We start from the raw sequence: 25,559 nt of genomic DNA on the forward strand, positions 1-25,559 counted from the left end.
CGACCCTATCGGGCATACCAATTCTGCCGGTAAACCCCCGGCGTAACGCCCTCATATCTTCTGAACAGCTTGATGAAGTGGCTGGCGTTGGGGATGCCCACCTCGAGCGAGATCTCGCCGACCGGGCGCTGCGTGGTGCGCAGCAGCTCCTTGGCCTGGTTCAGGCGGAACAGGATCAAAAACTCGTTGGGCGTGAGACCGATGTGGCGCTTGAACAGCTTCTGCAGGTAGAATTTGTCGATCGAGAAGCGCTCGCCAAGCGTGTCCAGCGTGATGCGCTCGCTATGGTGCTCGGTCAGGTAGCGACGCAGCCGATGCACGATGTCGGGCGACGCGCAGCGGGCGTCGGCGGGCGCGCCGATCGACTGGATACACTCGGCCATGATGGTCGCAAGCAGCGCCGAGGCGCGCAGGTCCTGCGCCGGCGTGCTCTGCCCTTTTTGGTAGATGGCGATCAGTTGGCGCATGCAGTCCTCGATCGTGCTGTCCGCCGACAGCGTGCCCACGGACGCGCCTTGCCCGAGCGTCTGGAATTGCTCGTAGTACCGCTCGGCGTTGCCGCCGAAGAAGTGCACCCACAAAAGATGCCAATTTTGCGCGCCCGGCGCGGTACGGTAGTACTGATGCTCCTTGCAGTCGATCCAGAAGAACTTGCCGGGCAACAGAGCGTGGGTCTGTCCGCGATAGGTGAGCAGGCCCTCGCCGGACAGCACGATCTTGATTAGGTACGAGGGCAGGTTTTCCCGATCGGTGTAGTATCTTGCGCGGGCCTGGAAGTCGCCGATTTCCTGCAAGTACAGGAAACCGCCGCGCGCGATCGCGCCGGGCGTGCAGGTGATCCATATCGAAGAATCCTCGAGATCCAGCTCGTATTGCAGCCTGACCTTGCTCATTTGACCCTCTCCCCTACGCGCATCGAACATACCAAGATGGTGGCATCAATGACCAACATTGTGCGTTGCAATTAGACTTCCCGTAGAGTATAATACAATAAATTAACGAGATCTGCCAGCACAAAATTTACGATATGCGGAGGACAGACGATGCAGCGCTTTGCCTGGAAGGCCCGGGTGCTGCCCGGGATGCTGGAGGAGTACATTCGCCGCCACGACCGGATCTGGCCGGAAATGACCGCGGTCTTAGATGAGGCGGGTATTCGCAATTATACGATCTGGAGCGTGGGCGACGAGCTCTTCGGCTATTACGAGTGCGAGGACATCGAGTTCGCCAGTCGCGTGCAGGCGTCAAGCCCGGTGGTCGATCGCTGGAACGACTACATGAAGGACGTGATGGTGATGGAGTTCGACCCCATAACCGGTACGGCCGTGAAACTTGCGCAGGTGTTCCTGCACGAGGGGGCTTGACATGGCCTGCTTGCTGGAGCTCAGGGGAATTTCCAAGACATTTCCGGGCGTGAAGGCGCTGACCGACGTACACTTTAAGCTGCACGCTGGGCAGATTCACGCGCTGATGGGCGAGAACGGCGCGGGCAAGAGCACCTTCATCAAGGTGATTACCGGCATACACCAGCCCGACGCCGGCGGCGAAATGCTGCTGGACGGAAAAAGCGTGCGCTTTTCAAACCCCAAGGAGGCCACGCAGGCGGGCATCGCCGCGATCTACCAGCACGTGACCTGCTACCCCGACCTGACCGTGGCCGAGAACATCTTCATCGGGCACGAACAGGTAGGCCGCGGCGGGCGCATCCTGTGGCGCGAAATGAACGCGCGGGCGGGCGAATACCTTGCGCGTCTGGGCACGAACATCGACCCGCGCGCCGCCATGGGCACGCTGTCGGTGGCGCAGCAGCAGATCGTGGAAATCGCCAAGGCCATCTCCACCAACGCGCGCATCCTGATCATGGACGAGCCCACCGCCGCGCTGACCCGCCGCGAGTCGGAGGATTTGTACCGCATAGCCGAGCAGCTGCGCGACGAGGGCAAGGGGATCATCTTCATTTCCCACCGCTTCGAGGACACGTACCGGCTGGCCAGCCACGTCACAGTGTTCCGCGACTCCCGCTACATCGGCGATTGGCCGGTGGACGAAATCACGGGCGATAAGCTGATCTATGCGATGGTGGGCCGGAGCCTGACGCAGATGTACCCCGAGAAGACCGCGACGGTCGGCGAAGTGCGACTCCGCGCGCAGGGGCTTTCAAAGGTTGGCCACTTTAAAGACGTGTCGTTCGACGTCAGGGCCGGCGAGATCGTGGCGGTGTGCGGGCTCGTGGGCGCGGGGCGCAGCGAGGTGTGTCAGGCGATCTTCGGCTACTGGCCGCACGACGGCGGCAAGCTGTATCTCGACGGAAAGGAAGTCAATCCGTCAAGCCCGCGCGAGGCGATGAACCTCGGCATCGGCTACCTGCCCGAGGACCGGCAGAAGCAGGGCCTCATCCTCGATTGGGCGATCGGCCGCAACATCACGCTGGCCACGCTCGATCAATACGAAAGGCGCGGCGTACTGAGCGTGAAATCGGAAGAGGCGGTGGCGGATAAGCTGTCGAAGCTGGTGTCGGTCAAGGCGCAGAGCATTCAGGACCTGGCGAGCTCGCTGTCGGGCGGCAACCAGCAGAAGGTCATCGTGGCCAAGCTCCTGGCGTCCAAGCTCAAGGTAATCATCTTGGACGAGCCCACCAAGGGCGTGGACGTGGGCGCGAAGTATCAAATCTACGAGATCATGCGCTCTCTCTCGGACGACGGCATTGCGATCGTGATGGTGTCCAGCGAGATGCCGGAGGTGCTGGGCATGTCGGACCGCGCCGTGGTCATGCGCGAGGGGCGCGTGGCGGGCATATTTGATACGGCCACCGCGACGCAGGAAGCGCTGCTCGAAGCGGCCATGGTCGCGAAGGGAGGCGTTGCCTGATGCCGAAGAAATTCCGCCCGGGCAGCTTCCGCCAGTTGGGCCTCACGCTGTTCATCGCCGCGCTGTGCGCGCTGGTGCAGCTGGGCAACAGCAAGTTCTTCGACCCCGGCAACATCGCGTCCATCTTCACCAACACCGCCATCATCGCGATCCTCGCGATCGGCATGCTGATCGTGATGCTGACCGGGGGCATCGACCTGTCGATCGGCGCGAACATCGCGCTGTCGGGCATGGTGGCCGCGCTGCACGTGATGAACGACCCGAACGTATCGCCGATCCTGCTGATGCTGGAGGGCACGCTGACCGGGATCGTGTGCGGATCGCTGATCGGATTGCTCGTGAGCAAGCTAGACATGCTGCCGATCATCGCGTCGCTCGGCATGTACTACGTGTTCCGCGGCGCGGTGTTCCTGCTGTCGGGCGGGCAGTGGGTGAGCGCCCATCAGATGAGCGATTCGTTCAAGGCCATCGCCATCGGCAAGTTCCTGGGCGTCAACAACCTCGTCATGATCGCGGCCGTCCTCTACATCGTCGCGCAGTACTTTTTGAACTACACCCGCACCGGCCGCAGGTTCTACGCGGTGGGCTCCAACTGCGAGGCGGCGCGCGTGTCGGGCATCGATGCGGGTCGGACCAAGTTCCAGGCCTACGCGATCATGGGCGCGCTGGCCGGTCTCGCGGGCGTCTTGTGGGTGTCGAAGTTCGCCTCCGCCCAGCCGGACACCGCGACCGGCTATGAGATCAACATCATCGCGGCCTGTGTGATCGGCGGCGTGTCGGTCTCGGGCGGCTCGGGCAGGGTCTCCGGCGTGCTGCTGGGCTCGCTTTTGATCGGCATCATCAACAACGCGCTGCCGCTAATCAACTTCGTCAGCGAGTTCAGCAAGAACCTGATCCAGGGGCTCATCATTCTGATCGCCGTGCTGCTGAACACGCTGGTCAAGCGCCGCGCCGAGCGCAGCGCGCTCGCGAGGAGGCAAATCTGATGGACAAGCTGAAGAACCTCCTCAAACGATACAACTGGGAGTTCATGCTGCTGATGGTGCTGATCGCGATCAACATCATGAACCGGTCGCTGTCGCCCTACTACGACATCGCCAACCTCGCGGACGCCACCAACTCGTTCCTGGACCGCGGGCTGATCGGGCTGTCGATGACCTTCGTAATTTTGACCGGCATGATCGACATCTCGGTCGCGTCCACCGTGGCGCTGAGCTCGGTGGTCATGGCCGTGAGCTACAACGGCGGCGTGCCGATGCCGCTCGCGATCATGATCTGCCTCGCGGTGGGGCTCGTCTGCGGCATGCTCAATGGGCTGCTGCTGACCCGGTTCAAGGAACTGGCCAGCATGATCGTCACGCTGTCCACGCAGATCATCTACCGCGGCATCGCGCTCATCATCCTGGGCGACCAGGCCTCGGGCAAGTTCCCCAAGTGGTTCAAGGTGCTCGGCTGGAGCAGTTTCCTCGGGCTGCCCGTCATGGCATGGGCATTCCTGATCTTCTTCATCGCGTTCGCGTTCGTGCTGCATAAAACCCGCTACGGCCGCGCGCTGTACGCGATCGGCATGAATCCCACGGTGGCCAGGTTTTCCGGCATCGACGTCGACCGCGCGGTGTTCATAAATTTCGCGTTAAACGGCCTGATGGCCGGCGTGATGGCGCTGTTTTTGACCAGCCGCACCGGGTCCAGCCGCCCCAACATCGCGGTGGGCTACGAGATGGACATCATCGCGATGGTGGTCTTGGGCGGCGTGTCCACCGCGGGCGGCAAGGGCCGCATGTTCGGCGTGCTGATCTCGATCTTCATCGTGGGGCTGATCCGCTACGGCCTGGGGCTGATAAACATCAACCAGCAGATCCTGATGATCGTGATCGGCCTTTTGCTGATCGTCTCGGTGGCGCTGCCGGAGATCCGCACGATCGTCGAGCGCCGGCGGCACGAGAAAAGGGTCATGTCAAATCACTAGATTCCAATTGCGCCGGGCGCAATGATAATATGAAGGAGGATGCCCCATGAAGAAGACCCTGGCCTTGGTTCTGGCCCTGCTGGTCGTGCTGTCGCTCGGCATGACGAGCGCGCTTGCAGAGGGCAACAAGTACGCGATCGTCGTCAAGAACACCGGCAATCCCTACAACGACAAGGAAGCGGAAGGCTTCGTCAACGGCTGCAAGGACGTCGGCGCGGAAGCCATCGTGAACGCGCCCGCCAACCCCACCGCCGAGGATCAGATCGCCATGATCGAGCAGCTGATCGCGCAGAAGGTGGGCGGCATCGCGATCGCGGCCAACGACTTCGACGCGCTGCAGCCGGTGTGCGAGAAGGCGATGAACGCAGGCATCCCGGTGATCTCGATCGACTCCTCGCTCAACCCCGACAGCCGCAAGACCCACGCCAACCAGGCGGACACCCAGAAGATCGGCGAGACGCTGGTCGAGGCCGCGTTCGACCTCTGCGGCGGCGAAGGCCAGTTCGCCATCCTGAGCGCCACCGCGCAGGCGTCCAACCAGAACGCCTGGATCGCCGTGATGCAGGAAGTCCTGAAGCAGGAGAAGTACGCCAAGCTCGAGCTGGTCAAGACCGCCTACGGCGACGACCTGCGCGACAAGTCGGTATCCGAGACCGAAGGCCTCATCCAGAGCTACCCCGAGCTCAAGTGCATCGTGGCCCCGACCACGGTGGGCATCGCCGCCGCCGCGAAGGTGGTCACCGACCAGGGCCTGATCGGCAAGCTGAACATCACGGGCCTGGGCCTGCCGTCCGAGATGAAGGACTACATCGAAAACGGCGCCTGCCCCTACATGTATCTGTGGAACCCGATCGACCTCGGCTACCTGGGCGCGCACATCATCGACGCGCTGGCCGCCGGCAAGATCACCGGCGCCGAGGGCGACCAGTTCACCGCGGGCCGCCTCGGCGACTACACGATCACCAAGGCCGCCGACGAGGGCACCGAAGTGCTGCTCGGGCCTCCGTTCCGCTTTGACCCCGAGAATATCGGCGAGTGGGGCAGCGTGTACTAACGTAGGGCCTCGAAATCTTTTCGGCCTCCCGGTCGCTTGCCCGCTTCGCGGGCGACCGACCGGGAGGCCGAAAATCTTTCGAGTCCGATGGGGTTACGGGGGGCGACGGGGGCTACGGGGCCGCCTGCCTGTCGGCCTGCGGGGGCGCGCCCGACCGCGCCCAGTGGGCGAGGAAGGGAGGGCGCCAGCCCAATGAGCAAACGAGCCCCGGCCCCGCAGGGTCGGGGCGACTATTGCGAATTGAGGCATTCCCGGGCGGCAGGCGGACGGGAAGCGATTCCGAGTCGGGCGTGTCTGCGGACCCGCCCTTGGTCGGAATCGCATTCACGCCCCCGGTACATGCCCGTGGGCGCGTTGTGGCGGGGGCTTCGGCCCCCCATTCCCCCGGGAGAGGGGACGAAAAGACGAGGAAACGAAAGGACGGACGGCGGGGCGCTTCGCGCCCGCCCGCACCTGCCGAACGGCCGTGCTGCCATCCGGGCGGCCGCTCCCATTCCCCTCCCAGGAGGGGTGCCCGCAGGCGGGGTGGTGAACCTGCCGGTCGCACGACCGCGGCTTCGCTTGACGCCCAACCGGTCGGGCCGATGCTCACATTGGCCCGCACCTGCCGAACGGCCGTGCTGCCATCCGGGCGGCCCTTCCCATTCCCCTCCCAGGAGGGGTGCCCGCAGGCGGGGTGGTGAACCTGCCGGTCGCACGACCGCGGCTTCGCTTGACGCCCAACCGGTCGGGCCGATGCTCAATCGATCACCACCGATAGCGCGTCCGATATCGTCTTTTCGGCGGCTTCGCGGCCGTAGCGGTCCACCTCGCCCGCGTCCTTCGCGCCGTGGGTCAGGCAGCCCGCGCCGCCGATGCAGCCGCCGACGCAGGCCATGCCCTCGATGAAGTTGCCGTCCAGCACGCCGCGCCCGGCCTTGAGCAGCGCCAGGCGGCACTCCTCGATCCCGTTGCATACGACCGGCTTCAACTGGATGCCCAACCCCTGCTCCCCGGCCGCCTGGCGCACCGCGTCGGTCAGCCCGCCGCTGCGCGCGAAGATGCGCCCGAAGTAGGACGCGTTGTCGAGCTCGCCCTCCGTAAGCTGCGACACGTCGAAGTCGCGGCTGTCGATCAGCGCCTGAAATTCCTAAAACGTCAGCACGCAGTCGACGTGCGGCATGACCCGCGCCTTTCGCGCCTCGGCCTTCTTGGCGGTGCAGGGGCCGATGAAGACCACCTTGGCAAGCGGGTCGGTGCGCTTGATGTAGGCGGCGATCCGCGCCATAGGCGACAGGTTCTCCGACAGATGCGCCGCCAGCTTCGGGAACTGCCGGTGCACGTAGTCGACAAACGCTGGGCAGCAGGAGCTCATCAGAAAGCCCTTCTCTTTGAGCTCCCTCGCCTCGTCCCAGGCCACCATGTCCGCGCCCAGCGCCGCCTCCACCACGCTGTGGAAGCCCAGCCGCCGAAGCGCGGCGATCACCTGGCCCACCTTGGCATAGCAACTGGCTCGATCGAGGGCGCGACCACCGCGTACACGCGGCAGGCCTCCGCCTGGCCCTCGCGCAGCATGCGCACGGCGTCCAGAATGAACGAGCGGTCGGTGACCGCGCCGAACGGGCACTGGTAGACGCAGGCCCCGCAGGCGGTGCACTTATCGGGGTCGATGCGCGCCTTTTTGTCCTCGCCGATGGTGATCGCGCCGCAGGGGCAGGCGGCCGTGCAGCGATGCGCGAGGCAGCCGCGGCAGTCCTCTCCCACCGCGTAGGTGCTGACCGGGCATTCGTCGCAGGCGATCGGGATGACGCGGATGATGTCGGTCTCGGCGCGGCTGCCGCCCATCGCCAGAGCCACGCGCTCGGTGGCGATCGCGCGCTCCTTGTACACGCAGCAGCGCATCGTGGGTTCGGGCCCGGGCGCGATCAGCGGCGGGATCTCGGGGTAGCAATCGATGAGTCGGTCTTCAAACGCACGCCGCGCCACCTCGCGCAGCACCATGTACTTGAGCTTCTGAACGTCGGTATCGAACATCCGCATTGCTGTCGTCGTCCTCCGGGTCGTTTAGCAATAGCTCACCTTGATCCGCTTGCCCATCTTGGTCAGGCAGTCGGCCAGCGTCTCGATCAGCTTGAGTTTGATGCCGAAGTTGATCGGCAGGTCGGGGTTCTGGTGCGCCGGGTTGATCGCGCGCCCCACGAAGAAGTTGATGTCGGTCGCGCGCTCGATCAGCATCCGCGCCACCTGCGACGCGCCGTCGTGCCCGGTCATCCAGTCGGCTTCCAGATCCTCACCCTTGAGGAAGCGCCCTGCGATTTCGAGCACCCTCGCCATCGTGATTACCCCTTCGGTGACCAGGTCGACGCCCTCGATGTGGCTGATCGGCGGCACCTCGGGGTCGAAGTAGTCGATCGTGGGCACGAGCGGCTTGTTCAGGTACTTCGCCGCCAGCGCGGAGGTGGTGCCGCCGCATACGATCTTCTCGCCCTTTTCTGAAAAGAACCGCGCCATCACCGCCGCGTCCTGCGCGCGGTCGGCCGGCGGGCCGATCATCAAACTGACCGGCTGGCGCGTACGCACGCGCAGCACCGCCACCGTGGTGTCGTCGCCCGGCTCGTAGCCGTACAGCCGGTTGCACTCGTCCACGATGTTGGCCGCGACGTATTGGGCGGTCGCGCGCTCGAAGTAGTTGGCCTCGGCAAAATCCACGATGTTGTCGCGCTCCCAGCCGTGGTTGAACGCGGTGCCGATGCCGGCGTAAGGCGCGCCGTCGCTCATCGTGATGAACACGTCGCCGGGCTCAACCTCGAACCGGCTCTCGCTGATCTGCTTGCCCTCGACCGTACGGGTGGAGACCGGATAGTCGTAGCGTCGGCCGCCGCGCAGCACGATGGCGGGCGGGCAGTCGAACTGGATCATCTCGGCCATGTGGTTGCCCGTGACGCGCACGACGCAGAACGTGGAGTAGGCCACGCCGCGCGTCTTACACACCGGCAGCGTTCGGATGATGGTGTCGATCGAGTCCTCGATCGACAGCCCCGCCTCAAGCATCGTGCACAGGATGGTCGAAGTCAGCGTCGACAGGATGTTGGCCTTGACGCCGCTGCCCAGGCCGTCCGCCAGCACCAAAATGGCGTTGTCGTCGCCGGGGGCCATGCGCACCCGATCGCCGCACAGCTGCTCGCCGCGCTTGTTGATCGACACGTAGCCGAGCTCGGTGCACAGCTCAGTCATCGCCCTTCACCGCCTCCTTGAGCTTTGTGAGCGCAATGCGGGTCTCGGCGGTGGTCTCGCCCAGCAGCGACGCAATCTCCTGCACCACGCGCATCTGCTTGTCGATCACCTTGTCGGTCACCTCGATCGTGCGGCGGCGCAGCTCCTGCTCCTGGGCGCGCACCGTCTCCTGCTCGGTCACGTCGCGCATGATGCTGATCAGGATGTGGTAGCGCTCGTCGTAGAGCACGGTCTCCTCCACGTACAGGCCGAACTCCTTGATGCAATGGCGCTTGTCGACGATCGCCTTGCCGCCGTGCACCACCTGCAGGTAGTCGGTCGGGTCGAGCAGCTCGACGATCGGCGCGTTCACGATGTCTAAGCGGTCCTTGAGCCCAAACAGCCGCATGCCCGCCCCGTTGATCTCCTGCACGATCAGCGCCTCGTCCATGACGATGATGGCGTTGGGCGTGTTGGCGATGATCTTGTCGGAGAACGACTCGGCCTTGCCCTTGAGGAACGAGAAGCACATGTCGATCTGGGCCCGGCCCCGGCACACGGCCACCGCCTTGTCGCGGCAGGTGGGGTAGCCGCAGCAGCCGCAGTTGAGCTCCTTCTCGGGCGTATCCTTCCCCATCTTGGTCAGCACCGCCTGGATGGCCGCGCCGCCCGGCATCGGCCGCACGAGAGGCGTCGGCGGATAGAAGGCGCCGATGCTCGCCGGCGGCGCGTCGGGGAACCGCGCGGGCCCGGCGTAGTGGTTGACGCGGATTGCGCCCGACAGCCGCCGCGCGCTGTGCTCGCGGATGATGGGCCCGGCGATGCAGCTGCCTTCGCAGGCCGACATCTCGATGAACACATTGTCGATGCGCCCGGCGCGCATCTCCTCGAGCGCCGCGATGCAGTTCTCCGCGCCGTCGATCGCCATGCGCTCGTAGCCCGGTATCTTTTCCATCGTGCGCAGGATGCCGCCCGCGGTCGGGTACAGACGCGCGCGCTTGCCCTCCTCCTCGCGCGGGCCGGACGCGACGAGCGGCACCCCCTGCTCCCCGAGCCAGTCGTCCAGCTCGTCGAAGGTCAGGCAGGCGTCCACCGAATCGGCCTCGTCGGCCTCCCGCTTCTTGGCAATGCAGGGCCCGATGAACACGGTGAAGGCGTCGGGCACCTTCTCGCGGATGGCCACACAGTGGGCCTGCATCGGCGTGAGCACCTGCGCCAGGTTGTGCGCCAGATCCGGGTAGTATTGCTGGATCAGCTGGTTGATCGAGGGGCAGCAACTGGAGATGACGATCTTCTGCCGGCCCGCGCGCAGGATCTCCTCGTAGGCGCGCGACACGAAGCCCGCGCCGATCGCGGTCTCCTCCGCCCCCGCAAAGCCCAGCGCCTTGAGCGCCGCTTCGATGTCCTCGATCGAGTCCACGCTCATCCCCGATACGAACGAGGGCGCGACGCTGGCGATTACCGTCTTCCCGGCCTTGATGGCCTCGCGCACGCGATGGGCGTCCGAGCGCACCTGCTTGGCGTTTTGCGGGCAGACCACATAGCACCGCCCGCACAGGATGCACTCCTTCTCCAAGATGTACGCCGCGTTATTGTGAAACTCGATCGCCTTGACCGGGCAGTTGCGTATGCACTTGTAGCAATCCTTGCAGTTGTCCTGCTTGAGCGCGATGATGTTCTGCAAGCGAAGGATCCTTTCGTGTTGGATTTATCGGGCGGGTCATCCCCGCGTGCGCGCCGCGACCTTTGTCAGCACTTCGTTCTCGAAGAAAGCGTTTACGCCCTCCGGCGTCAGCGAGCGCTGCTCGCCGTCCAGCGTCACGGACACCCCATGCTGACAGTCGCCCATGCAGAACTGCCCGGCCAGCTCGACCCGGGACTCCAGCCCACGCTCGGCGATCAGCTGCTTCAGGCGCTCGATCACCTGCCGCGCGCCCTTCAAATGACAGGAGCTGCCGATACAAACGGTGACCCTCATGCGTTCCCCTCCTCCGCAGCCCGGTCGGTCTTGGCGACCACCTCGGCCTCCAACCGCTCGGCGAGGCGGGTGGACAGCACCGCCAGCGACGACTCGATGCCCTCGTTCTGGACCAACACCCGCTCGGGCGCGTTCAGCCGGATCGGCGCGAAGTTCCAGATCGCCAACACGCCGGCCTCGACCAACTGGTCGCACACCTGCTGCGCGGCGTAGTCGGGCACGGTGATGATGCCGATTCGGACCTGCATCCGTTCGCAGGTGTCCGCGAGTTGATCCATCTTGAGCACGGGCTTGCCGCAAATCTCCCGGCCGTGATGCGCCGGATCGGCGTCGAACCCGGCCACGATCTCGAGCCCCCGGCGCGCAAAGCCCTGGTAGCACAAAAGCGCGTGCCCCAGGTACCCCGTGCCGACCAACACCGCGCGGTCCAGCGCGTCGTAGCGCAGGAACTTTTCAAGGTCCTCGATCAGCGCGCGGCGCACATAGCCCACCTTGGGCCGCCCGCCGGAACTTGCCAGCGCCAGATCCTTGCGCACCTGCACCTCGTTGAGCCCCAACCGCTCCGCGATCGAGGTGGCCGACACGTTGACTTCCCCCTCCGGCATGCCCTTGAGATAGCCGAGGTAGAGCGGCAGCCGCTTGAGCGTGCGGTTGGAAATCGCCCGCTTTTCCATTCGCCAATCCCTCCCGTCGTTTGACACCCTCCATGGCGTCTGAAAGTCAAATCCATATTGTTATCTTAGTAGAAAAAACTCGACTTGTAAAGGCGCTTTGTATTGCGTTTTCGACCGCCTTCGGAGGGACTCTGAAAGGCGCGGCCATAGGGGCGAACACCGTAGGGGCGACCTGCGGCCGCCCCTACGAGCTGTAGCGTCGCTTCGCAAGCCTACGCCCGTCAGGGCGTCGTCTTTTCCTCCTCGCAGTACGCGCAGCGATACGCCCTCCGCTCGGGGTTTGACAGCGTAAACACCTGATCGATCCCCGGCTCCACCGAGGTGATGCAGCGCGGGTTGCTGCATTTTAAGATGTTCGTCATCTCCTCGGGCAGGTGCAGCTTGCGCTTGTCTACCAGCTGGCCGTGCCTTATGATGTTGACCGTGATGCCCGGGTCGATGTAGCCCAGCACCTTGAGGTCGACATCCAGCACCTCGTCGATCTTGATGATGTCCTTGCGCCCTAGTTTCTTCGACTTGACGTTCTTGATGATGGCCACGCTCGATTCGAGCGCCTCCAGGTTCAGGTAGCGGTAGATTTCCATGCTGCGCCCGGCCTGGATGTGGTCGAGCACGATGCCGGTATCCAATCCGTCGATGTTCATGAGCCCACCTCCAGCAGCTTTAAAATCAGCGCCATGCGGACGATCTTGCCGCAGTATACCTGCTCGAAGTACCGGGCGCGCGGGTCGTCGTCCACCTCGCGCGCGATCTCGTTGACGCGCGGCAGCGGATGCAGGATCGATAAATCGCGCCTGGCGTCCTTCAGCTTGTCCAGCGTCAGGATGAAGCTGTCCTTGAGCCGCACGTAGTCGGCCTCGTTGAAGAAGCGCTCCTTCTGCACGCGCGTCATGTACAGCACGTCGAGCGTCGGGGCCGCTTCCTCGATCGTTCGCGCCCGGCGGTAGCGCGCGCCGCGCTTTTTCAGCATCTCGATCACGTAGCCGGGCAGCTGCAATTCCTCGGGCGAGATCAGCACGAACTCCTGCGCCTCATAGCGCGAGAGCGCGCTGAGCAGCGAGTGTACCGTGCGCCCGAACTTCAAGTCGCCGCACACGCCCACGGTCAGGTGATCGAGCCGGTCCTTGTCGCGCCGGATGGTCACAAGGTCGGTCAGCGTCTGGGTGGGGTGGGCGTGGCCGCCGTCGCCCGCGTTAATCACCGGCACGCGCGACCGTAGTGACGCCGCCTTGGGCGCGCCCTCCTTGGGATGGCGCATCGCGATGATGTCGGCGTAGCAGGACACGGTGCGCACCGTATCCGACACGCTCTCGCCCTTGGCCGCCGAGCTCGACTGCGCCTCCGAAAAGCCGAGCACGCTGCCGCCCAGTTCCAGCATGGCCGCCTCGAAGCTCAAGCGCGTGCGCGTGCTCGGCTCAAAGAACAGCGTCGCCAGCTTCTTGCCTTGAAGCGCGTGGGCGTAGCGCGGTCCGTCCGCGTAGATGTCGTCCGCCAGGTTCAGGATGTCGTCGATCTCCGCGATGGTCAAATCGGTGATGTCGATCAAGTGCCGCATGGCCTACTCCCCTCTCTCTTAGCGGTTGCGCCAGCCTTCGTCCGACGGATTGTCCCGGAACGCGAGCAGGCGCCGGACATCCTCGGGCGCGATGTAGCCGGTCTCGGCCGCGACCTCGACCAGCGCGTCGAGGTCGGACAGCGAGACGTTTTTAACATTCGCCGCCGCCATCCGCTCGAGCCCCTTGGCCATGCCGTAGGTGAAGATGCTGGCGATGCCGAGCACCTGCGCGCCCGCCTCGCGCAGCGCTTCCACCACTTCGATCACGCTGCCGCCGGTGGAAATCAGGTCCTCGATCACCACCACCTTCGCTCCGGGCACGAGCTTGCCCTCGATCCGGCCGCCGCGGCCATGGTCCTTCGCGCCCGAGCGCACGTAGCCCATCGGCCAGCCGCCCAGGTGCGCGACGATCGCGGCGTGCGCGATGCCGGCGGTGCTGGTGCCGAACAGCGCCTCGCATTCGGGATAGTGCGCCTCGATCAGCCGCTTCAAGCCGTGCTCGATCTGCTCGCGCACCGCGGGCGCGCTCAGCGTCAGCCGGTTGTCGCAGTAGATCGGGCTCTTGATGCCGCTCGCCCAGGTAAAAGGCTCGTCGGGTCTCAGGAACACCGCTTGGATTTCGAGCAGTGACTTGGCGATTTCGCGTTTCATGAATCATTCCTCCTTCTAACCGACGAACTCGGCCACGCACCGCCGGTAGGCCGCGACCGGGTCGGCGGCGGCGGTGATCGGCCGGCCGACCACGATGTAGTCGCTTAAGCCGCGGCGCGCCTTCTCGGGCGTCATCACGCGGGCCTGATCGTCGGCCGCCGAATCGGCGAACCGGATACCGGGCGTGACGGTCAGGAAGTTCGGCCCGCAGGCCGCCTTGACCAGCGCCGCCTCGAGCGGCGAGCACACCACGCCGTCGAGCCCCGCCGCGCGCGCGTTTGCGGCGTAGTGGGCGACCACCTCGGGCATGGCGCGCTCGATCAGCAATTCCTCACGCATGCGCGCCTCGCCGGTCGAGGTCAGCTGCGTGACCGCCAGCAGCAAGGGCCTCGTGCCGTCCGGGCGCGTAAGCCCGGCGAGCGCCGCGCGCATCATGTCGATCGTGCCGGCCGCGTGCAGGTTGACCATGTCGACGTCGAGGTTCGACAGAGCGCGCATGGCGCCTAACACCGTGTTCGGGATGTCGTGCAGCTTGAGGTCGAGGAAGACCCGATGCCCGCGCCGCCTGACCTCGCGCACCACCTCGGGCCCCTCGGCGTAGAACAGCTCCATGCCGATCTTGACGAACGGCTTCTCGCCCGCAAACCGGTCGAGAAAGCCAAGGGCCGCCCCGGCCCCCGGAAAGTCCAGCGCGATGATTACGTCCCGCTTCATGCAAGCACCCCTCCCGTGATGTCGGACAGTTTCTCTATGCCGAGCCGCGCCATCTCGCGCGGCAGATCCTCGATGATCGTCTTGCAGGCGCAGGGATCGACGAGATTGGCCGCGCCCACCTGCGTAGCCGTCGCCCCGGCGAGCATCATCTCGATCACGTCGCGCGCGCACGCCACGCCGCCCATGCCGATCACCGGAATTTTGACCGCGCGCGACACCTGATGCACCATCCGAAGCGCCACCGGGAAGACCGCCGGCCCCGACAGCCCGCCGTAGACATGCGCCAGCACCGGCCTGCGCGTCTTTACGTCGATCCGCATGCCCAGCAGCGTGTTAATCAGGCTCAGTCCGTCCGCGCCGGCGTCCTCGCACGCGCGGGCGATGGCCGCGATGTCGGTGACGTTCGGGCTGAGCTTGACGTACACCGGCTTCTTCACCGCCGCTTTGACCGCGCGGGTCACCGCCGCCGCGCCCTCGCAGGAGGTGCCGAACGCCATGCCGCCGCCGTGCACATTCGGGCAGGAGATGTTGAGCTCCAGGATGCCCACCTGCGGCTGTTCGTCCAGCAGCCGGCAGCACTCGACGTATTCCCCGATCGAAAACCCGCTGACGTTGGCGATCACGCGCTTGCGGAAATACGCGGCCATTTCGGGCAGCTCATGCTCGATCACGTGGTGCACACCCGGGTTTTGCAGCCCCACCGCGTTGAGCATGCCCTCGGGCGTCTCCGCGACGCGCGGCAGCGGGTTGCCGTAGCGCTCCTCAAGCGTCGTGCCCTTGAACGAAAACGCGCCCAGAATGTTGATGTCGTAGTACTTGGCGAACTCCTTCCCAAACCCGAACGTGCCGCTGGCCGGGATAACCGGGTTGTCGAGCGTCCAATCGCCCAGCCGCACCGTCGTATCTACCACGCGATCTCCTCCCCCGCAAACACCGGCCCGTCCACGCACACGCGCTTGCTGCCAAAGTTCGTCTCGCGCGAGCAGCCCATGCACGCGCCGAAGCCGCAGGCCATGCGCCCCTCGAAACTGAACTGCCCGCGCGGGCACAGCGCATGCACCGCGCGCATCATCGGCTCGGGCCCGCAGGCGAACACGTAGTCATAATCGAGCGCGGCCATCAGGTCGGTCACCAGCCCCTTCGCGCCCGCCGACCCGTCGATCGTTATGATATGCACCTCGCCCAGCGCCTCGAACGCGTCCCGCAGGAACACGTCGGCCGCGCTCGCAAAGCCCAGCGCCGCCCGCGCGCCCGGCAGGGCCTTCATCAGCCTGTACAGCGGCGCGACGCCCAAGCCCCCGCCGACGAGCAACGGCCGCTTTACACCCTCCGGCACGGCGGAGAACCCGTTGCCGAGGCCGGTCAGCAGGTCGAGCGACGCGCCCGCCTCCATTTGGGCCAGCCCCTTCGTGCCCTCGCCCAGCACCTTGTAGATCAGCGTCATGGTCCCGTCCGACCAGTCGCACACCGAGATCGGCCGCCGCAGGTAGCAGCCGGGCACCTTGATGTTAACGAACTGGCCGGGCGCGGTCAGCGCGGACGTGTCTCCATCCAGCTCCAGCCGGTACACCGTCCGCGCGACCTCGTCATTGCGCGCGATCCGATAGATCACCGTACACCCTCCTTCCGCCTACCATCGTCATCCGGCACAGGCCCTTGACCGTCCAGCCCTCGAACGGGGTGGCCCGGCCCATCGAGGCAAAGTCCTTAGGATCGACGGCGTAGGCCCTGTGCAAATCCCATACCGCGAAGTCGGCCTCCGCGCCCTCCGTAAGTCCGCCCGGCAGGGCGAACCTGCGCCGGGGCGCGTCGGTCAGCGCGGTCAGCACCACTTCCAGCGGCACCGTGCCCGGCTCGACGAGCCGCGTATACAACACCGGAAACGCCGTCTCCAACCCCACCACCCCCATCGCGCTGCCGGCAAGGCCCCTGCCCTTTTCCTCGGCGCTGTGGGGCGCGTGGTCGGTGGCGATCATGTCGACCGTGCCGTCGTTGAGCCCCTCGATCAGCGCGTCGCGGTCGGCGGCGCTGCGCAAGGGCGGGTTCATCTTGAACCGGCCGTGTTCCTCCATGTCCTCATCGGTCAGGACGAGGTAGTGCGGCGCGGTCTCGCAGCTGACGTCGAGCCCCTCCCGCTTGGCCTCGCGGATCAGCGTAACGCTCTCCTTCGTCGAGGCGTGGCACAGGTGGTAGCGGCAGCCGATCCGGCGAACCAGCTCCAAATCGCGCGCAAGCTGCCTCCATTCGCTCTCGGACGGGATGCCTTTGTGCCCGTGCCGGCGGGCATACGCGCCGTCGTGGATGTAGCCGCCGTTTAGCTTCGCCTCGTCCTCGCAATGGGCCGCCACGATGCCGCCCACCGACCGCACAGCGCGCATGCAGGCGGACATCGCCGCTTCGTCGCGCACGCCGACGCCGTCGTCGGAAAAGCCGGCCACGCAGGGCGCGAGCGCGGCGTAATCGGCCGGGGCCCCCTCCCCCCTGCGCCCGCGGGTCAGCGCGCCGTAGGGCAGCACACGCACCTGCGCGCCCCGCTCGATCGCATCGAGCTGCACCTTCAAGTGCATAAGGTCGTCGGGCGGGGGATCGACGTTGGGCATGGCGCATACGCAGCTGTAGCCGCCGCGCGCCGCCGCGAGGGTGCCGGTCTCAATCGTCTCCTTATAAGAAAAACCCGGCTCTCGAAGATGCACATGCACGTCTACGAAGCCGGGAACCAATAGCAAATCCTTTAAATTGAACACCCGATCAAAGCCCATCGGGGAAATGCCGCGCGCCAGGCGATCGATCCGCCCGCCCGACACGGCCACGTCCAGCCGCTCAAGTACCCCCCTGCGGAACACCGCCGCATTTCTGTACAACGCCCTCATCATCCGACGCCTCCGACAAGCATTTCGTGGAATTGTACACTACCCGACCGCGTTTGTCAATTGTCGGAGGCCTATATTAACAAGCGCTCTGGCGTCAGGGAACTTTTGGCTGCCCCGCGCGTCGAACGTAGGGGCGCAAGGCGATTGCCCTTTGCGCTTCTTTATGCTATAATGATGGTTGCTGTAACCTGCACGGGAAGGTGTAATTGCATGCCGATGTATACCAAGGGCCATGAACGCGACGAAAACCGGGCCATGAATAAGGCGTTCTCCCGCTCGCTGCTGGGGCTTGTGCTAAGCCCGATCCCTCTTGTCGGGCTGGCGCTGGCCATCGGCGGGTTTATACGCATGATGGTGCGCTTTACCCAGACGCACCGGTTAAAGCGCGTCGTGCTCACGATTTTCGCGACGCTTGTGCTGTTGATTTCCATCTTTGTGCTGGGCTGGGAAGTCCATACCTACGCGCAAAACCCCAACTTTGTCGCCGACAGCGTGCGCGAGGTATGGAAGAGCGCGTTCGGCGCGGCGCCGCCGTGGGAAGCGACGCCCACGCCGCCGCCCGAGACCTTTGACGACTACAAGGACTACGGCGTCGATCCGTTCGCGACCGATCCGGACGCGGACACGAACTCCGGCGCACCCGGCGACTTCGACTCCGATTCCGACTTTGACGACGGCGAGCTCGTTCCCTTCCCCGAGGACGAAGCGGCCGACGCGCCCGGCAAGGACCTGTTCAATCAGATGCTCGCCGAAGAAAAAATGGGCGGCGACAAGCTCCCCCTGCCGAAGGCCGCCCCATAAACCCCCTGAATTTAAAGGGCTGCAGCGCCAGGCAAGCGCGCTGCAGCCCTATTTCGTATCGATTGCGATCCTCCGCGCCGCCGGTAAACCCGTATCACCGCGCGATCATCAATACGGCGTGGGCTTGGTCTTTCAGCGCCTTCCTCCCGATATGATCGAAGGAGGTGATGGGCGTGCAGGTCGATATGACCACCGGACAGCCGCTAAAAAGGATGCTGGCGTTTGGCGCGCCTATGCTCATGGGCAGCGCGCTGACGCAGTTGGCGAGCCTCGCCGACAGCCTGATCGTCGGCCGGGTGGTCGGCGTAAACGCCTTCGCCGCGATCGCGGCCGCCGCGCCGGTGGCGCTGCTGACCCTGGGGCTGCTGATGGGCTTTTGCAATGGGTTCCTGATCCCGATCGCGCTTTGCGTGGGAGCCGGCGATCGGGACGGCGCCGACCGCTTTGCCTGCGCGGCGCTGATGCTGATCGCGCTGATGGGCGTGCTCGCGGCGATCCCCTCGGCGGCGCTGGCAAACCGCCTGGTCCTTCTATTTGATACGCCGGCGGACTTGGCGGCAGACGCCGTCCGCTACCTGCGCGTGGCGCTGCTCGGCATGCCGATCCCGCTCGTCAACGCGGCGCTGTGGGGCATCCTGCGCGCCGAGGGCGACACCCGCGCGCCGCTCAGGTTCCAGGCGCTGGCGCTGGGTCTGGGACTTGCGCTGCACGCGGCGCTGGTCGTGGGGCTTGGCATGGGGGTGGCCGGCGCGGCGCTGGCGAACCTGTCTGCCCAGACCGTATCCTGCGCGCTGTGCGCCCGTCACATGCTGCTGAGGCGTCCGGGCATCGCCCGGCTGATGCGCTTCTTCGTGCGCCGCGACATGGCGGTCAAGATGCTCAGGTTGGGCGCGCCGATCGCGCTGACCAACCTGATGGCCTCGCTCAGCGCCGCTGTGTTCCAGTTCGCGGTGAACGCGCTGGGCAGCTCGGCGGTGCTGGCCGTCGCGGTGTCCGACCGGCTGTTTGCGCTGCCGATGATGCCCGCCATGCTGATGGGCAGCGCGTCGGAGGTGTTCGGCAGTCAAAACTGCGGCGCGAACCGGCCGGATCGGATTCGCGCGGGGGTTACGCAGCTCTACGCACTGATGCTTGCCTTCCTGACGCCCGCGCTCGCGCTGGCGATCGCGCTGCACCACCGCTTCATTCCAATGCTGATCGGCGGCGCTTCGCCCCATGTGCTCGCGCTCGCGCGCAGCTATATGCTGCTCAGCGCGCTGGCCGTGCCGTTTCAATGCGCCACCAGCATCCTGAAAAACGTGCTGCAAGGCATCGGCCTGCCGCAAAAGGCCGTGATCGCGTCGGTGTACGACCTGCTGGCGCGGCTTATGTGCGCGCTGTTCGGCACGGCCTATCTGGGCTTCACCGCCATCGGCCTCGCCGCCCCGATCGGCTGGGGCCTGTCCGCGCTGGCGCTGCTGTCACAATATCGCGCGGCGCTTCCGCACACCTGCCGCACCGCCGGCCGCACCCATGACGGCTGAGCAATGCGTTATACGGGTTGCGGGCCTCTGACAGCCGCCCCTGCGGGTTATACCCCCCTATGGATTTCGGTCGCGCAGGACTCGACGGCCTGATCCTCGAGGTTCGCGATGGGCGCGCCGGTGCGGACGCTCTCGACGCCGCCCACGCAGCCGGCCTCGCCACTGCAAACCCGTAAGACCGGGACCGTCCGGTCGCTCGGCGCGTTCGGTCGGAATGTAAAGCCATCGCCGCTGCGCCCGGTGAGAAATTTGCCCATTGACTGCATACGCCTCCCGCATATTTGTGGGAACTATATCATTATCAAAAATAATCGTCAAGAATGCCATTGACATCCCGGCTCATATGAGTATAATATTAATTAACCTATATGATAGGTGACAGCTCATGCCGAGAGGGCGATGACCATCGACCGAATTGAGAAGGTGGATCTGCAGGCGCAGATTATCCAGGAGATCAAGAAGCATATCTACGTAAACCAGCTGACGCCCGGCGATCCGCTGCCATCGCAGGCCAGCATCGCGGAGTTGGTGGGCGCGAGCCGCGCGTCGGTGCGCGAGGCCCTCAAAACGATGGAGGCGCACGGCCTGCTCCGCGTGTTCAACGGCAAGGGCATCTACATCGAAAACGTGGACACCTCGTTTTTCGTGGGCGAGTTGAACAAGGGCTACCTGCTGCGGCAGCTGGTGGACGCGCTCGGCGTGCGCAAGGCGCTCGAGGGCATGGCGGTGGAGGAATGCACGCGGCGCGCGACCGACGAGCAATTGAGCGCGCTGTCGCGGCTGCTGTCCAAGGTGGAACAGCGCTACGCGCGCGGCGAGGATCAGTCCGAGTTCGACCTCAAGTTCCATCAGAAGCTGGTGTCGCTGTCGGGCAACGCGCTGCTGACGCACATGCTCAAGAACCTGCTGAGGAATTCAAGCGGCATCTGGAACATCGAAAGCCCGGACTTGGCGGTCATCCTGCGCGCCTCGATCCCGGCGCACCGCGTGATGATGGAGCGGATGCTCGCGCGCGACGCGGCAGGCGCGGCCCGGGTGCACCACGACTACATGAGCCGCGAAATCGAGCTGATTCGTGAGATCGAAACCTAGGCCGCCGGAACCGAACGGCCTTGGAATAATGCGCAAAAAGGCAAAGGAGGATTGTCCATGAAAACCAGACGCCTACTGCTCGTGTTCCTCGCGGTCGCGTTGATCGCCACTATGGCGCCGGTCGGGGCGCTCGCAAGCGCCCCGGTGAAGCTGACGATGGTTGAAAGCCTGACCAGCCCCGCCCGCACCGCCACGATCCGCCGGCTGCTCGACAAGTTCGAAGCGGCCAACCCCGGCATCACGGTCGATCTGATCTCTCCCCCGCTCGACAACGCCGACGATAAGATCGCCCAGATGCTGATGCAGCAGCAGCCGCTCGACGTGCTCGAGGTGCGCGAGCAGACCGCCACGCAGTTCATCACCAATCGGTTCATCCAGGACATGGACGCGCGCGTGGCAAACTGGGCGAGCAAGGACCAGCTGCTCAAGGTCGCCCAGGACGACATCACCCGGATCGGCGGCAAGGCCTACCTGATCCCCTACGGCTTCTATCAGAGGATCCTGTTCTACAACGTCAAGGCGTTTGAGGCGGCCGGGCTTAAGCCGCCGACGACCTTTGCGCAGCTGCACGACATCGGCGCAAAGCTCGTCGATCCCGCGAAGGGCAAGTACGGCTACTCGTTCCGCGGCGGCGCGGGCGGCCAGTGGTACGCCGACATGCAAATCCAGGCCTACACGCCGAGCGATATCGACGCCAACGAGGCCTACTTCTTCGCGGACGGCTCCACGATCTTTGGGACGCCCGAGGCGCTTAGCGCGCTGAACGACTACGTAGCGCTGTATCAGGACGCCTCCCCGCCCGACTCGCTCAACTGGTCCTACACCGAGATGGTCGAGGCCTTCGTGTCCGGCGTCACGCAGATCCTGATCCAGGACCCCGAGGTCATCGCGGTCTGCCAGGAGCGTATGCCCGAGGGCGAGTGGGCTACCGCGCCGCTGCCGGTGGGCCCGACGGGCAAGAGCTACGGCCCGATGGGCTACGCGGGCTGGGGCATGACTTCCTATTCCCAGCATCCCGATGAGGCGTGGAAGCTGATCGAGTTCTTGTCGAGCGAGGAAAGCAACCTGACCTTCTGCAAGGAGTCGGGCCTGCTGCCGATCTACGCCTCCGCCGCACAAGACCCGTTCTTCGGCACCGGCGCCTACGCGCCCTACATGTCGATGAACGCCCAGCCCGACGTGTGGATCTGCGCGGTCGCTCCGCAGCAGTATCAGGGCTGGGGCGCGTACATGAAGCGCGCCAACGACGACCTGCAGCGTCTGCTGACCGGCTCCATGACGGCCGAGCAGGTGCTTGAGGGCTGGAACGAGTACTGGGTCGACCAGCGGGCGAACGCGAAGAAGGCCGGCTAGCGGAGGCTGTAACGCCAGGTAACCGCCGATTGATTCGGGCGTTGGCTGACGAGGGGATTTCCCGTCCGATCGTTGCTGCAAAATGCGCGGGCATAGCGGCGCTACGTCAAGCGTTTCGCAGAAACGAGCCGGCGGAAAAGCACCCGCCAGACAGCGTCGGAATAGACCGGCGGCTACCTGGGGGCAATCCCCCTTGCCACCCTCCGACGCGCCCCCCTCCGGATGGGCACGTCAGAGGGTGGCAAGGGGGATTGCATAACACACCTTCTTGGTGTTACTGCCTCGGCCAATTCAAACGAGGAGGGCGGCGCATGTCGAAACAGTCCAAGCGGCTCACATCCCGCCGGCGGTTCCTGCTGTGGATGATCCTGCCCGGCGTCCTGGCGGTGCTCACGCTGACCTATTACCCGCTCAGCCGCGGCATCGTCATGGCGTTTCAGCACTACACGCTGTGGGACATCTTTGACCGCCGTTTCATCGCATTCCAAAATTTCATCGAAATCTTCCGAACGCCCGAATTCCCGACGCTGCTTTGGAACACCGCCCGCTGGGTGTTCGTGTCGCTGTTCTTCCAATTCCTGCTGGGCTTTGCGCTGGCGCTGCTGCTCAAGCGCAAGTTTCGCGGAAGCGGCATCTACCAGGGCATCGTCTACGTGCCCTGGGCAATCTCGGGGTCGCTGATCGGGCTGATCTGGCGCTGGCTGATGAACGGCCAGTCGGGCGCACTCAACGACGTGCTGATGCGGCTCAACCTGATCGCGCAGCCGATTCGCTGGCTGTCGGACATCAACATCGTGCTTTGGTCGTGCATCATCGCAAACGTCTGGTACGGCGTGCCGTTCTTCGCGATCATGATCCAGGCGGCGCTCAAGGGCGTGCCCGACGAGTTGTACGAGGCGGCGGACATCGACGGCTCCGGCGCGCTGTACAAGTTTAACCACATCACGCTGCCCTACATCGCGCCGGTGCTGGTGCTGACGACGCTGCTGCGGGTCATCTGGATCCTGAACTTCCCCGACCTGATCTACACGATGACGCGCGGCGGGCCGGCCAACGCCTCGCACATCCTGTCCACCTACATGATCGACATGCTGATGTTTAACCAGGACTACGGAAAGGCGTCGGCCTACGGCGTCATCATCCTGGCCGTGCTGGTCTCCTACGCGGTGTTCTACCTGCGCATCACGCGCTACGAGGAAGGGAGCGATTTTTGATGGTGCACAGGCGAAAACCGCTCCTGATCGCGCTCAAGGCCCTGGCGCTGGCCGCGTTCTTCGCGCTGGTGGTCGGGCCAATCGCGTGGGTGCTGCTCACCTCGTTCAAGACCAAGCAGCAGATCTACGTGTTCCCGGTTCAATATCTGCCCCGGCCCTTCACCTGGGAGAACTACGCCGAGATATTCCAAATTTCGGATTTTGGGCGCTACTTCCTCAACAGCCTGCTGGTGGCGGTCGTCGGCAGCGCGGCGGCCATGGTGCTGGCCATCATGGGCGGTTACGCGATGGCGCGCTTCAAATTCAAGGGGCGCGGCGCGCTGATGCTCGGGTACCTGGTCACCCAGATGGTTCCGATGTTCATCCTGCTCGCGCCGCTGTACGAAATGATGGGCAGGCTTAGGCTAATCAACAAGCTGCCGGTCTTGATGATCCTGTACATGGCGATGGTCATCCCCTACTGCACGATCACACTGCGCGGCTTCTTCCAGCGCATCCCGAACGCGCTCGAGGAGGCGGCGATGATCGACGGTTGCTCGCGCGCCAAGTCGCTGCTGCTGGTGATCCTGCCGGTCATGGGCACGGGCGTGGCGTCCACGTTTCTGTTCGCATTCGTGCAGTGCTGGAACGAGATCTTTCTGGCGATCATGTTCATCGACTCCGAACACCTCAAGACCATCCCGGTGGCGATCAACTCATTCATCATGAAGTTCGACATCAACTGGGGCGCGCTCACGGCCGGTATGGTCGTCTCAATCCTGCCCACGATGCTGGTCTTTGCCTACATCCAGAAGTACATCGCGAGCGGGCTGACCGCGGGCGCGGTCAAGGAATAAACTACATTTGCTACGCAAGGACGGGATTACATCATGACTGCTGAACAACGGGATATCGCCTACATCTGCACCCATCTGGGCGAGGAAAATGCCGCCGCGGTCCACTTGGGCGCGGTCGTCCCCCCCATCTTCCAGACCTCGCTGCACGTCTTCGACGACATCGAGGACTTGCTCGGCTATGACGTCGAAGACTCGCGCGGCCGCTACTTCTACGGCCGCGTGGAGAACCCCACCACCGTGCTGCTCGAACAGAAGCTGGCCGCGCTGGAGGCGGCCGACGGGGCGCTGTGCTTCGCGTCGGGTATGGCGGCAATCTCGGCCGCGATCCTGCACGCGGTCCGGCCGGGCGGCCACGTGGTCACCGTTCACAATGTATACGGCCCGGCGCGCAGCTTCCTGAGCGGCTACCTTAAGCGCTACGGGGTGGAGGTGAGCTATGTCTCGGGCATGGAGAGCGCCGAGTTCGAGCGCGCGATCCGCCCGAACACCTGCCTTTTCTACCTCGAAAGCCCGACGTCGGCCGTCCTGGAGCTACAGGATCTTGAGGCCGTGTCCGCGATCGCCCGGGCCCATGGCATCATGACCGCGATCGACAACACCTGGGCCACGCCGATCCACCAGAATCCGCTTCAGTTGGGCATCGACATTGTCGTGCACACCATGTCCAAGTACATCGGCGGGCACAGCGACATCATCGGCGGCGCGCTGTGCGCCCGCTCCGAGATCATCTCCGCCGTCAAGACCGGCGAGCGCGAGCTGATCGGGGGAATTCTGGGGCCGTTCGACTCGTGGCTGGCGCTGCGCGGGCTGCGCACGATGCCGGCGCGGCTCGCCCAGTCGGGGCGGAGCGGCCGCACGGTCGCGGCGTACCTGCAAAGCCAGGCCCGCGTCCGGCGCGTGAACTACCCCGGCCTTGAGGGCACGGCGCAGTACGAGCTGGCGCGCCGCCAGATGCGCGGCGGCTGCGGGCTTTTGAGCTTCGAGCTGGACGGCACAGTCGAGCAATCGATGGCGTTTGCGAACCGGCTGCGCCTGTTCCGCAAGGGCGTCAGCTGGGGCGGCTTTGAATCGCTGGTGTGCATGCCCATGTTCAAGCTCAGCGATGAGGAAGCACGCAGCCGCAACGCCAACCGCAACCTGATCCGCCTCTATTGCGGCCTGGAAGACGAACAAGCGCTGCTCGAAGACGTCGAGCACGCGCTGTGCGCGAGCGGT

General features: G+C 64.9%; 25 protein-coding genes and 1 pseudogene. 12 read left to right on the forward strand and 14 right to left on the reverse strand.

Features of this window, described 5'->3' with window-relative positions:
- Window positions 1-5: 5 nt before the first annotated feature.
- Window positions 6-893, reverse strand: coding sequence for an AraC family transcriptional regulator (locus tag ACH6CV_RS16275; RefSeq protein WP_456359271.1), 888 nt, complete (start codon window positions 891-893; stop codon window positions 6-8).
- A 150-nt stretch (window positions 894-1,043) separates the two neighbouring features.
- Here ACH6CV_RS16275 and ACH6CV_RS16280 point away from each other — a divergent pair, with 150 nt between their 5' ends.
- Genes ACH6CV_RS16280 through rhaS form a run of 5 tightly spaced genes read left to right on the forward strand, consistent with a single transcriptional unit; the run spans window position 1,044 to window position 5,891 of the window.
- Entirely contained in the window at window positions 1,044-1,364 is a 321-nt protein-coding gene (locus ACH6CV_RS16280; protein WP_456359272.1) for an L-rhamnose mutarotase, read from the forward strand.
- Window position 1,365: 1 nt separating this feature from the next.
- Entirely contained in the window at window positions 1,366-2,868 is a 1,503-nt protein-coding gene (locus ACH6CV_RS16285; RefSeq protein WP_456359273.1) for a sugar ABC transporter ATP-binding protein, read from the forward strand.
- Entirely contained in the window at window positions 2,868-3,854 is a 987-nt protein-coding gene (locus tag ACH6CV_RS16290; RefSeq protein ID WP_456359274.1) for an ABC transporter permease, read from the forward strand. Before ACH6CV_RS16285 ends, ACH6CV_RS16290 begins: the two co-directional genes overlap by 1 nt.
- A complete protein-coding gene (locus ACH6CV_RS16295) occupies window positions 3,854-4,837 on the forward strand; it encodes an ABC transporter permease (protein ID WP_456359275.1) in 984 nt (327 codons plus the stop codon). The genes ACH6CV_RS16290 and ACH6CV_RS16295 overlap by 1 nt, the downstream gene beginning before the upstream one ends.
- Window positions 4,838-4,883: 46 nt before the next feature.
- A complete protein-coding gene (rhaS, locus tag ACH6CV_RS16300) occupies window positions 4,884-5,891 on the forward strand; it encodes a rhamnose ABC transporter substrate-binding protein (protein WP_456359276.1) in 1,008 nt (335 codons plus the stop codon).
- Between the two features lie 739 nt (window positions 5,892-6,630).
- Here the strand turns inward: rhaS and ACH6CV_RS16305 are convergent.
- From ACH6CV_RS16305 to ACH6CV_RS16360, 12 genes and pseudogenes are all read right to left on the reverse strand, one after another.
- Window positions 6,631-7,910: pseudogene (locus ACH6CV_RS16305) on the reverse strand ([Fe-Fe] hydrogenase large subunit C-terminal domain-containing protein).
- Window positions 7,911-7,934: 24 nt separating this feature from the next.
- Window positions 7,935-9,104, reverse strand: a complete 1,170-nt coding sequence (locus tag ACH6CV_RS16310) for a SpoIIE family protein phosphatase (protein ID WP_456359277.1) — start codon at window positions 9,102-9,104, stop codon at window positions 7,935-7,937.
- A complete protein-coding gene (locus ACH6CV_RS16315) occupies window positions 9,097-10,767 on the reverse strand; it encodes a [Fe-Fe] hydrogenase large subunit C-terminal domain-containing protein (protein ID WP_456359278.1) in 1,671 nt (556 codons plus the stop codon). The genes ACH6CV_RS16310 and ACH6CV_RS16315 overlap by 8 nt, the downstream gene beginning before the upstream one ends.
- A 36-nt stretch (window positions 10,768-10,803) precedes the next feature.
- Window positions 10,804-11,061 carry a (2Fe-2S) ferredoxin domain-containing protein gene (locus ACH6CV_RS16320; protein ID WP_456359279.1) on the reverse strand — a complete coding sequence of 86 codons (258 nt, stop codon included), beginning with the start codon at window positions 11,059-11,061 and terminating at the stop codon, window positions 10,804-10,806.
- Window positions 11,058-11,735, reverse strand: coding sequence for a redox-sensing transcriptional repressor Rex (locus ACH6CV_RS16325; RefSeq protein WP_456359280.1), 678 nt, complete (start codon window positions 11,733-11,735; stop codon window positions 11,058-11,060). Before ACH6CV_RS16325 ends, ACH6CV_RS16320 begins: the two co-directional genes overlap by 4 nt.
- Window positions 11,736-11,956: 221 nt before the next feature.
- On the reverse strand, window positions 11,957-12,379 hold the full coding sequence (locus tag ACH6CV_RS16330; protein ID WP_456359281.1) for an aspartate carbamoyltransferase regulatory subunit: 423 nt from the start codon (window positions 12,377-12,379) through the stop codon (window positions 11,957-11,959).
- Window positions 12,376-13,290, reverse strand: a complete 915-nt coding sequence (gene pyrB, locus ACH6CV_RS16335) for an aspartate carbamoyltransferase (RefSeq protein ID WP_456359282.1) — start codon at window positions 13,288-13,290, stop codon at window positions 12,376-12,378. The genes ACH6CV_RS16330 and pyrB overlap by 4 nt, the downstream gene beginning before the upstream one ends.
- Window positions 13,291-13,308: 18 nt before the next feature.
- Window positions 13,309-13,941 carry an orotate phosphoribosyltransferase gene (gene pyrE, locus ACH6CV_RS16340; protein WP_456359283.1) on the reverse strand — a complete coding sequence of 211 codons (633 nt, stop codon included), beginning with the start codon at window positions 13,939-13,941 and terminating at the stop codon, window positions 13,309-13,311.
- 15 nt (window positions 13,942-13,956) lie between these two features.
- On the reverse strand, window positions 13,957-14,655 hold the full coding sequence (gene pyrF / locus ACH6CV_RS16345) for an orotidine-5'-phosphate decarboxylase (protein WP_456359284.1): 699 nt from the start codon (window positions 14,653-14,655) through the stop codon (window positions 13,957-13,959).
- A complete protein-coding gene (locus tag ACH6CV_RS16350; protein ID WP_456359285.1) occupies window positions 14,652-15,566 on the reverse strand; it encodes a dihydroorotate dehydrogenase in 915 nt (304 codons plus the stop codon). Before ACH6CV_RS16350 ends, pyrF begins: the two co-directional genes overlap by 4 nt.
- Window positions 15,560-16,267: a dihydroorotate dehydrogenase electron transfer subunit gene (locus ACH6CV_RS16355; RefSeq protein WP_456359286.1), complete on the reverse strand. Its 708-nt coding sequence runs from the start codon at window positions 16,265-16,267 to the stop codon at window positions 15,560-15,562. The genes ACH6CV_RS16350 and ACH6CV_RS16355 overlap by 7 nt, the downstream gene beginning before the upstream one ends.
- Window positions 16,242-17,528 carry a dihydroorotase gene (locus ACH6CV_RS16360; protein WP_456359287.1) on the reverse strand — a complete coding sequence of 429 codons (1,287 nt, stop codon included), beginning with the start codon at window positions 17,526-17,528 and terminating at the stop codon, window positions 16,242-16,244. The genes ACH6CV_RS16355 and ACH6CV_RS16360 overlap by 26 nt, the downstream gene beginning before the upstream one ends.
- A 207-nt stretch (window positions 17,529-17,735) precedes the next feature.
- On the opposite strand from ACH6CV_RS16360, the gene ACH6CV_RS16365 reads away from it, so the two are divergent.
- Both ACH6CV_RS16365 and ACH6CV_RS16370 read left to right on the forward strand, forming a co-directional pair.
- Window positions 17,736-18,326 (forward strand): hypothetical protein, encoded by a 591-nt coding sequence (locus ACH6CV_RS16365; protein WP_456359288.1) that lies wholly within the window; start codon window positions 17,736-17,738, stop codon window positions 18,324-18,326.
- Window positions 18,327-18,499: 173 nt separating this feature from the next.
- On the forward strand, window positions 18,500-19,849 hold the full coding sequence (locus tag ACH6CV_RS16370) for an MATE family efflux transporter (RefSeq protein ID WP_456359289.1): 1,350 nt from the start codon (window positions 18,500-18,502) through the stop codon (window positions 19,847-19,849).
- Between the two features lie 47 nt (window positions 19,850-19,896).
- On the opposite strand, the gene ACH6CV_RS16375 is transcribed toward ACH6CV_RS16370, so the two are convergent.
- Window positions 19,897-20,106: a hypothetical protein gene (locus ACH6CV_RS16375; RefSeq protein WP_456359290.1), complete on the reverse strand. Its 210-nt coding sequence runs from the start codon at window positions 20,104-20,106 to the stop codon at window positions 19,897-19,899.
- A gap of 142 nt (window positions 20,107-20,248) precedes the next feature.
- Between ACH6CV_RS16375 and ACH6CV_RS16380 the strand changes: the two genes are divergently transcribed.
- The 5 genes from ACH6CV_RS16380 to ACH6CV_RS16400 all read left to right on the forward strand — a co-directional run.
- The gene (locus tag ACH6CV_RS16380) at window positions 20,249-20,941 is read left to right on the forward strand and encodes a FadR/GntR family transcriptional regulator (protein ID WP_456359291.1); all 693 of its coding nucleotides are present in this window, start codon (window positions 20,249-20,251) and stop codon (window positions 20,939-20,941) included.
- 57 nt (window positions 20,942-20,998) lie between these two features.
- Complete coding sequence (locus tag ACH6CV_RS16385) at window positions 20,999-22,294, forward strand: ABC transporter substrate-binding protein (RefSeq protein ID WP_456359292.1); 1,296 nt, start codon at window positions 20,999-21,001, stop codon at window positions 22,292-22,294.
- 311 nt (window positions 22,295-22,605) lie between these two features.
- On the forward strand, window positions 22,606-23,508 hold the full coding sequence (locus tag ACH6CV_RS16390) for a carbohydrate ABC transporter permease (RefSeq protein ID WP_456359293.1): 903 nt from the start codon (window positions 22,606-22,608) through the stop codon (window positions 23,506-23,508).
- Window positions 23,508-24,344: a carbohydrate ABC transporter permease gene (locus ACH6CV_RS16395; RefSeq protein WP_456359294.1), complete on the forward strand. Its 837-nt coding sequence runs from the start codon at window positions 23,508-23,510 to the stop codon at window positions 24,342-24,344. Before ACH6CV_RS16390 ends, ACH6CV_RS16395 begins: the two co-directional genes overlap by 1 nt.
- A 33-nt stretch (window positions 24,345-24,377) precedes the next feature.
- Window positions 24,378-25,559: trans-sulfuration enzyme family protein (locus ACH6CV_RS16400; protein WP_456359295.1), on the forward strand; the 1,182-nt coding region annotated here is incomplete at its 3' end.

The sequence above is a fragment of the Anaerozeibacter quisquiliarum genome, from assembly GCF_051162045.1.
GTDB lineage: Bacteria > Bacillota > Clostridia > Christensenellales > Aristaeellaceae > Anaerozeibacter > Anaerozeibacter quisquiliarum.

Bases quoted from the DNA above. Each gene is read 5' to 3' on its own strand.
- ACH6CV_RS16395 (WP_456359294.1), top strand. From the start codon at position 23,508: ATGGTGCACAGGCGAAAACCGCTCCTGATCGCGCTCAAGGCCCTGGCG.
- ACH6CV_RS16310 (WP_456359277.1), bottom strand. From the start codon at position 9,104: ATGACTGAGCTGTGCACCGAGCTCGGCTACGTGTCGATCAACAAGCGC.
- ACH6CV_RS16280 (WP_456359272.1), top strand. From the start codon at position 1,044: ATGCAGCGCTTTGCCTGGAAGGCCCGGGTGCTGCCCGGGATGCTGGAG.
- rhaS (WP_456359276.1), top strand. From the start codon at position 4,884: ATGAAGAAGACCCTGGCCTTGGTTCTGGCCCTGCTGGTCGTGCTGTCG.
- pyrB (WP_456359282.1), bottom strand. From the start codon at position 13,290: ATGCGGCACTTGATCGACATCACCGATTTGACCATCGCGGAGATCGAC.
- ACH6CV_RS16385 (WP_456359292.1), top strand. From the start codon at position 20,999: ATGAAAACCAGACGCCTACTGCTCGTGTTCCTCGCGGTCGCGTTGATC.
- ACH6CV_RS16275 (WP_456359271.1), bottom strand. From the start codon at position 893: ATGAGCAAGGTCAGGCTGCAATACGAGCTGGATCTCGAGGATTCTTCG.
- ACH6CV_RS16365 (WP_456359288.1), top strand. From the start codon at position 17,736: ATGCCGATGTATACCAAGGGCCATGAACGCGACGAAAACCGGGCCATG.
- ACH6CV_RS16380 (WP_456359291.1), top strand. From the start codon at position 20,249: ATGACCATCGACCGAATTGAGAAGGTGGATCTGCAGGCGCAGATTATC.
- ACH6CV_RS16320 (WP_456359279.1), bottom strand. From the start codon at position 11,061: ATGAGGGTCACCGTTTGTATCGGCAGCTCCTGTCATTTGAAGGGCGCG.
- pyrF (WP_456359284.1), bottom strand. From the start codon at position 14,655: ATGAAGCGGGACGTAATCATCGCGCTGGACTTTCCGGGGGCCGGGGCG.
- ACH6CV_RS16290 (WP_456359274.1), top strand. From the start codon at position 2,868: ATGCCGAAGAAATTCCGCCCGGGCAGCTTCCGCCAGTTGGGCCTCACG.
- ACH6CV_RS16295 (WP_456359275.1), top strand. From the start codon at position 3,854: ATGGACAAGCTGAAGAACCTCCTCAAACGATACAACTGGGAGTTCATG.
- ACH6CV_RS16330 (WP_456359281.1), bottom strand. From the start codon at position 12,379: ATGAACATCGACGGATTGGATACCGGCATCGTGCTCGACCACATCCAG.
- pyrE (WP_456359283.1), bottom strand. From the start codon at position 13,941: ATGAAACGCGAAATCGCCAAGTCACTGCTCGAAATCCAAGCGGTGTTC.
- ACH6CV_RS16390 (WP_456359293.1), top strand. From the start codon at position 22,606: ATGTCGAAACAGTCCAAGCGGCTCACATCCCGCCGGCGGTTCCTGCTG.
- ACH6CV_RS16325 (WP_456359280.1), bottom strand. From the start codon at position 11,735: ATGGAAAAGCGGGCGATTTCCAACCGCACGCTCAAGCGGCTGCCGCTC.
- ACH6CV_RS16285 (WP_456359273.1), top strand. From the start codon at position 1,366: ATGGCCTGCTTGCTGGAGCTCAGGGGAATTTCCAAGACATTTCCGGGC.
- ACH6CV_RS16360 (WP_456359287.1), bottom strand. From the start codon at position 17,528: ATGATGAGGGCGTTGTACAGAAATGCGGCGGTGTTCCGCAGGGGGGTA.
- ACH6CV_RS16375 (WP_456359290.1), bottom strand. From the start codon at position 20,106: ATGGGCAAATTTCTCACCGGGCGCAGCGGCGATGGCTTTACATTCCGA.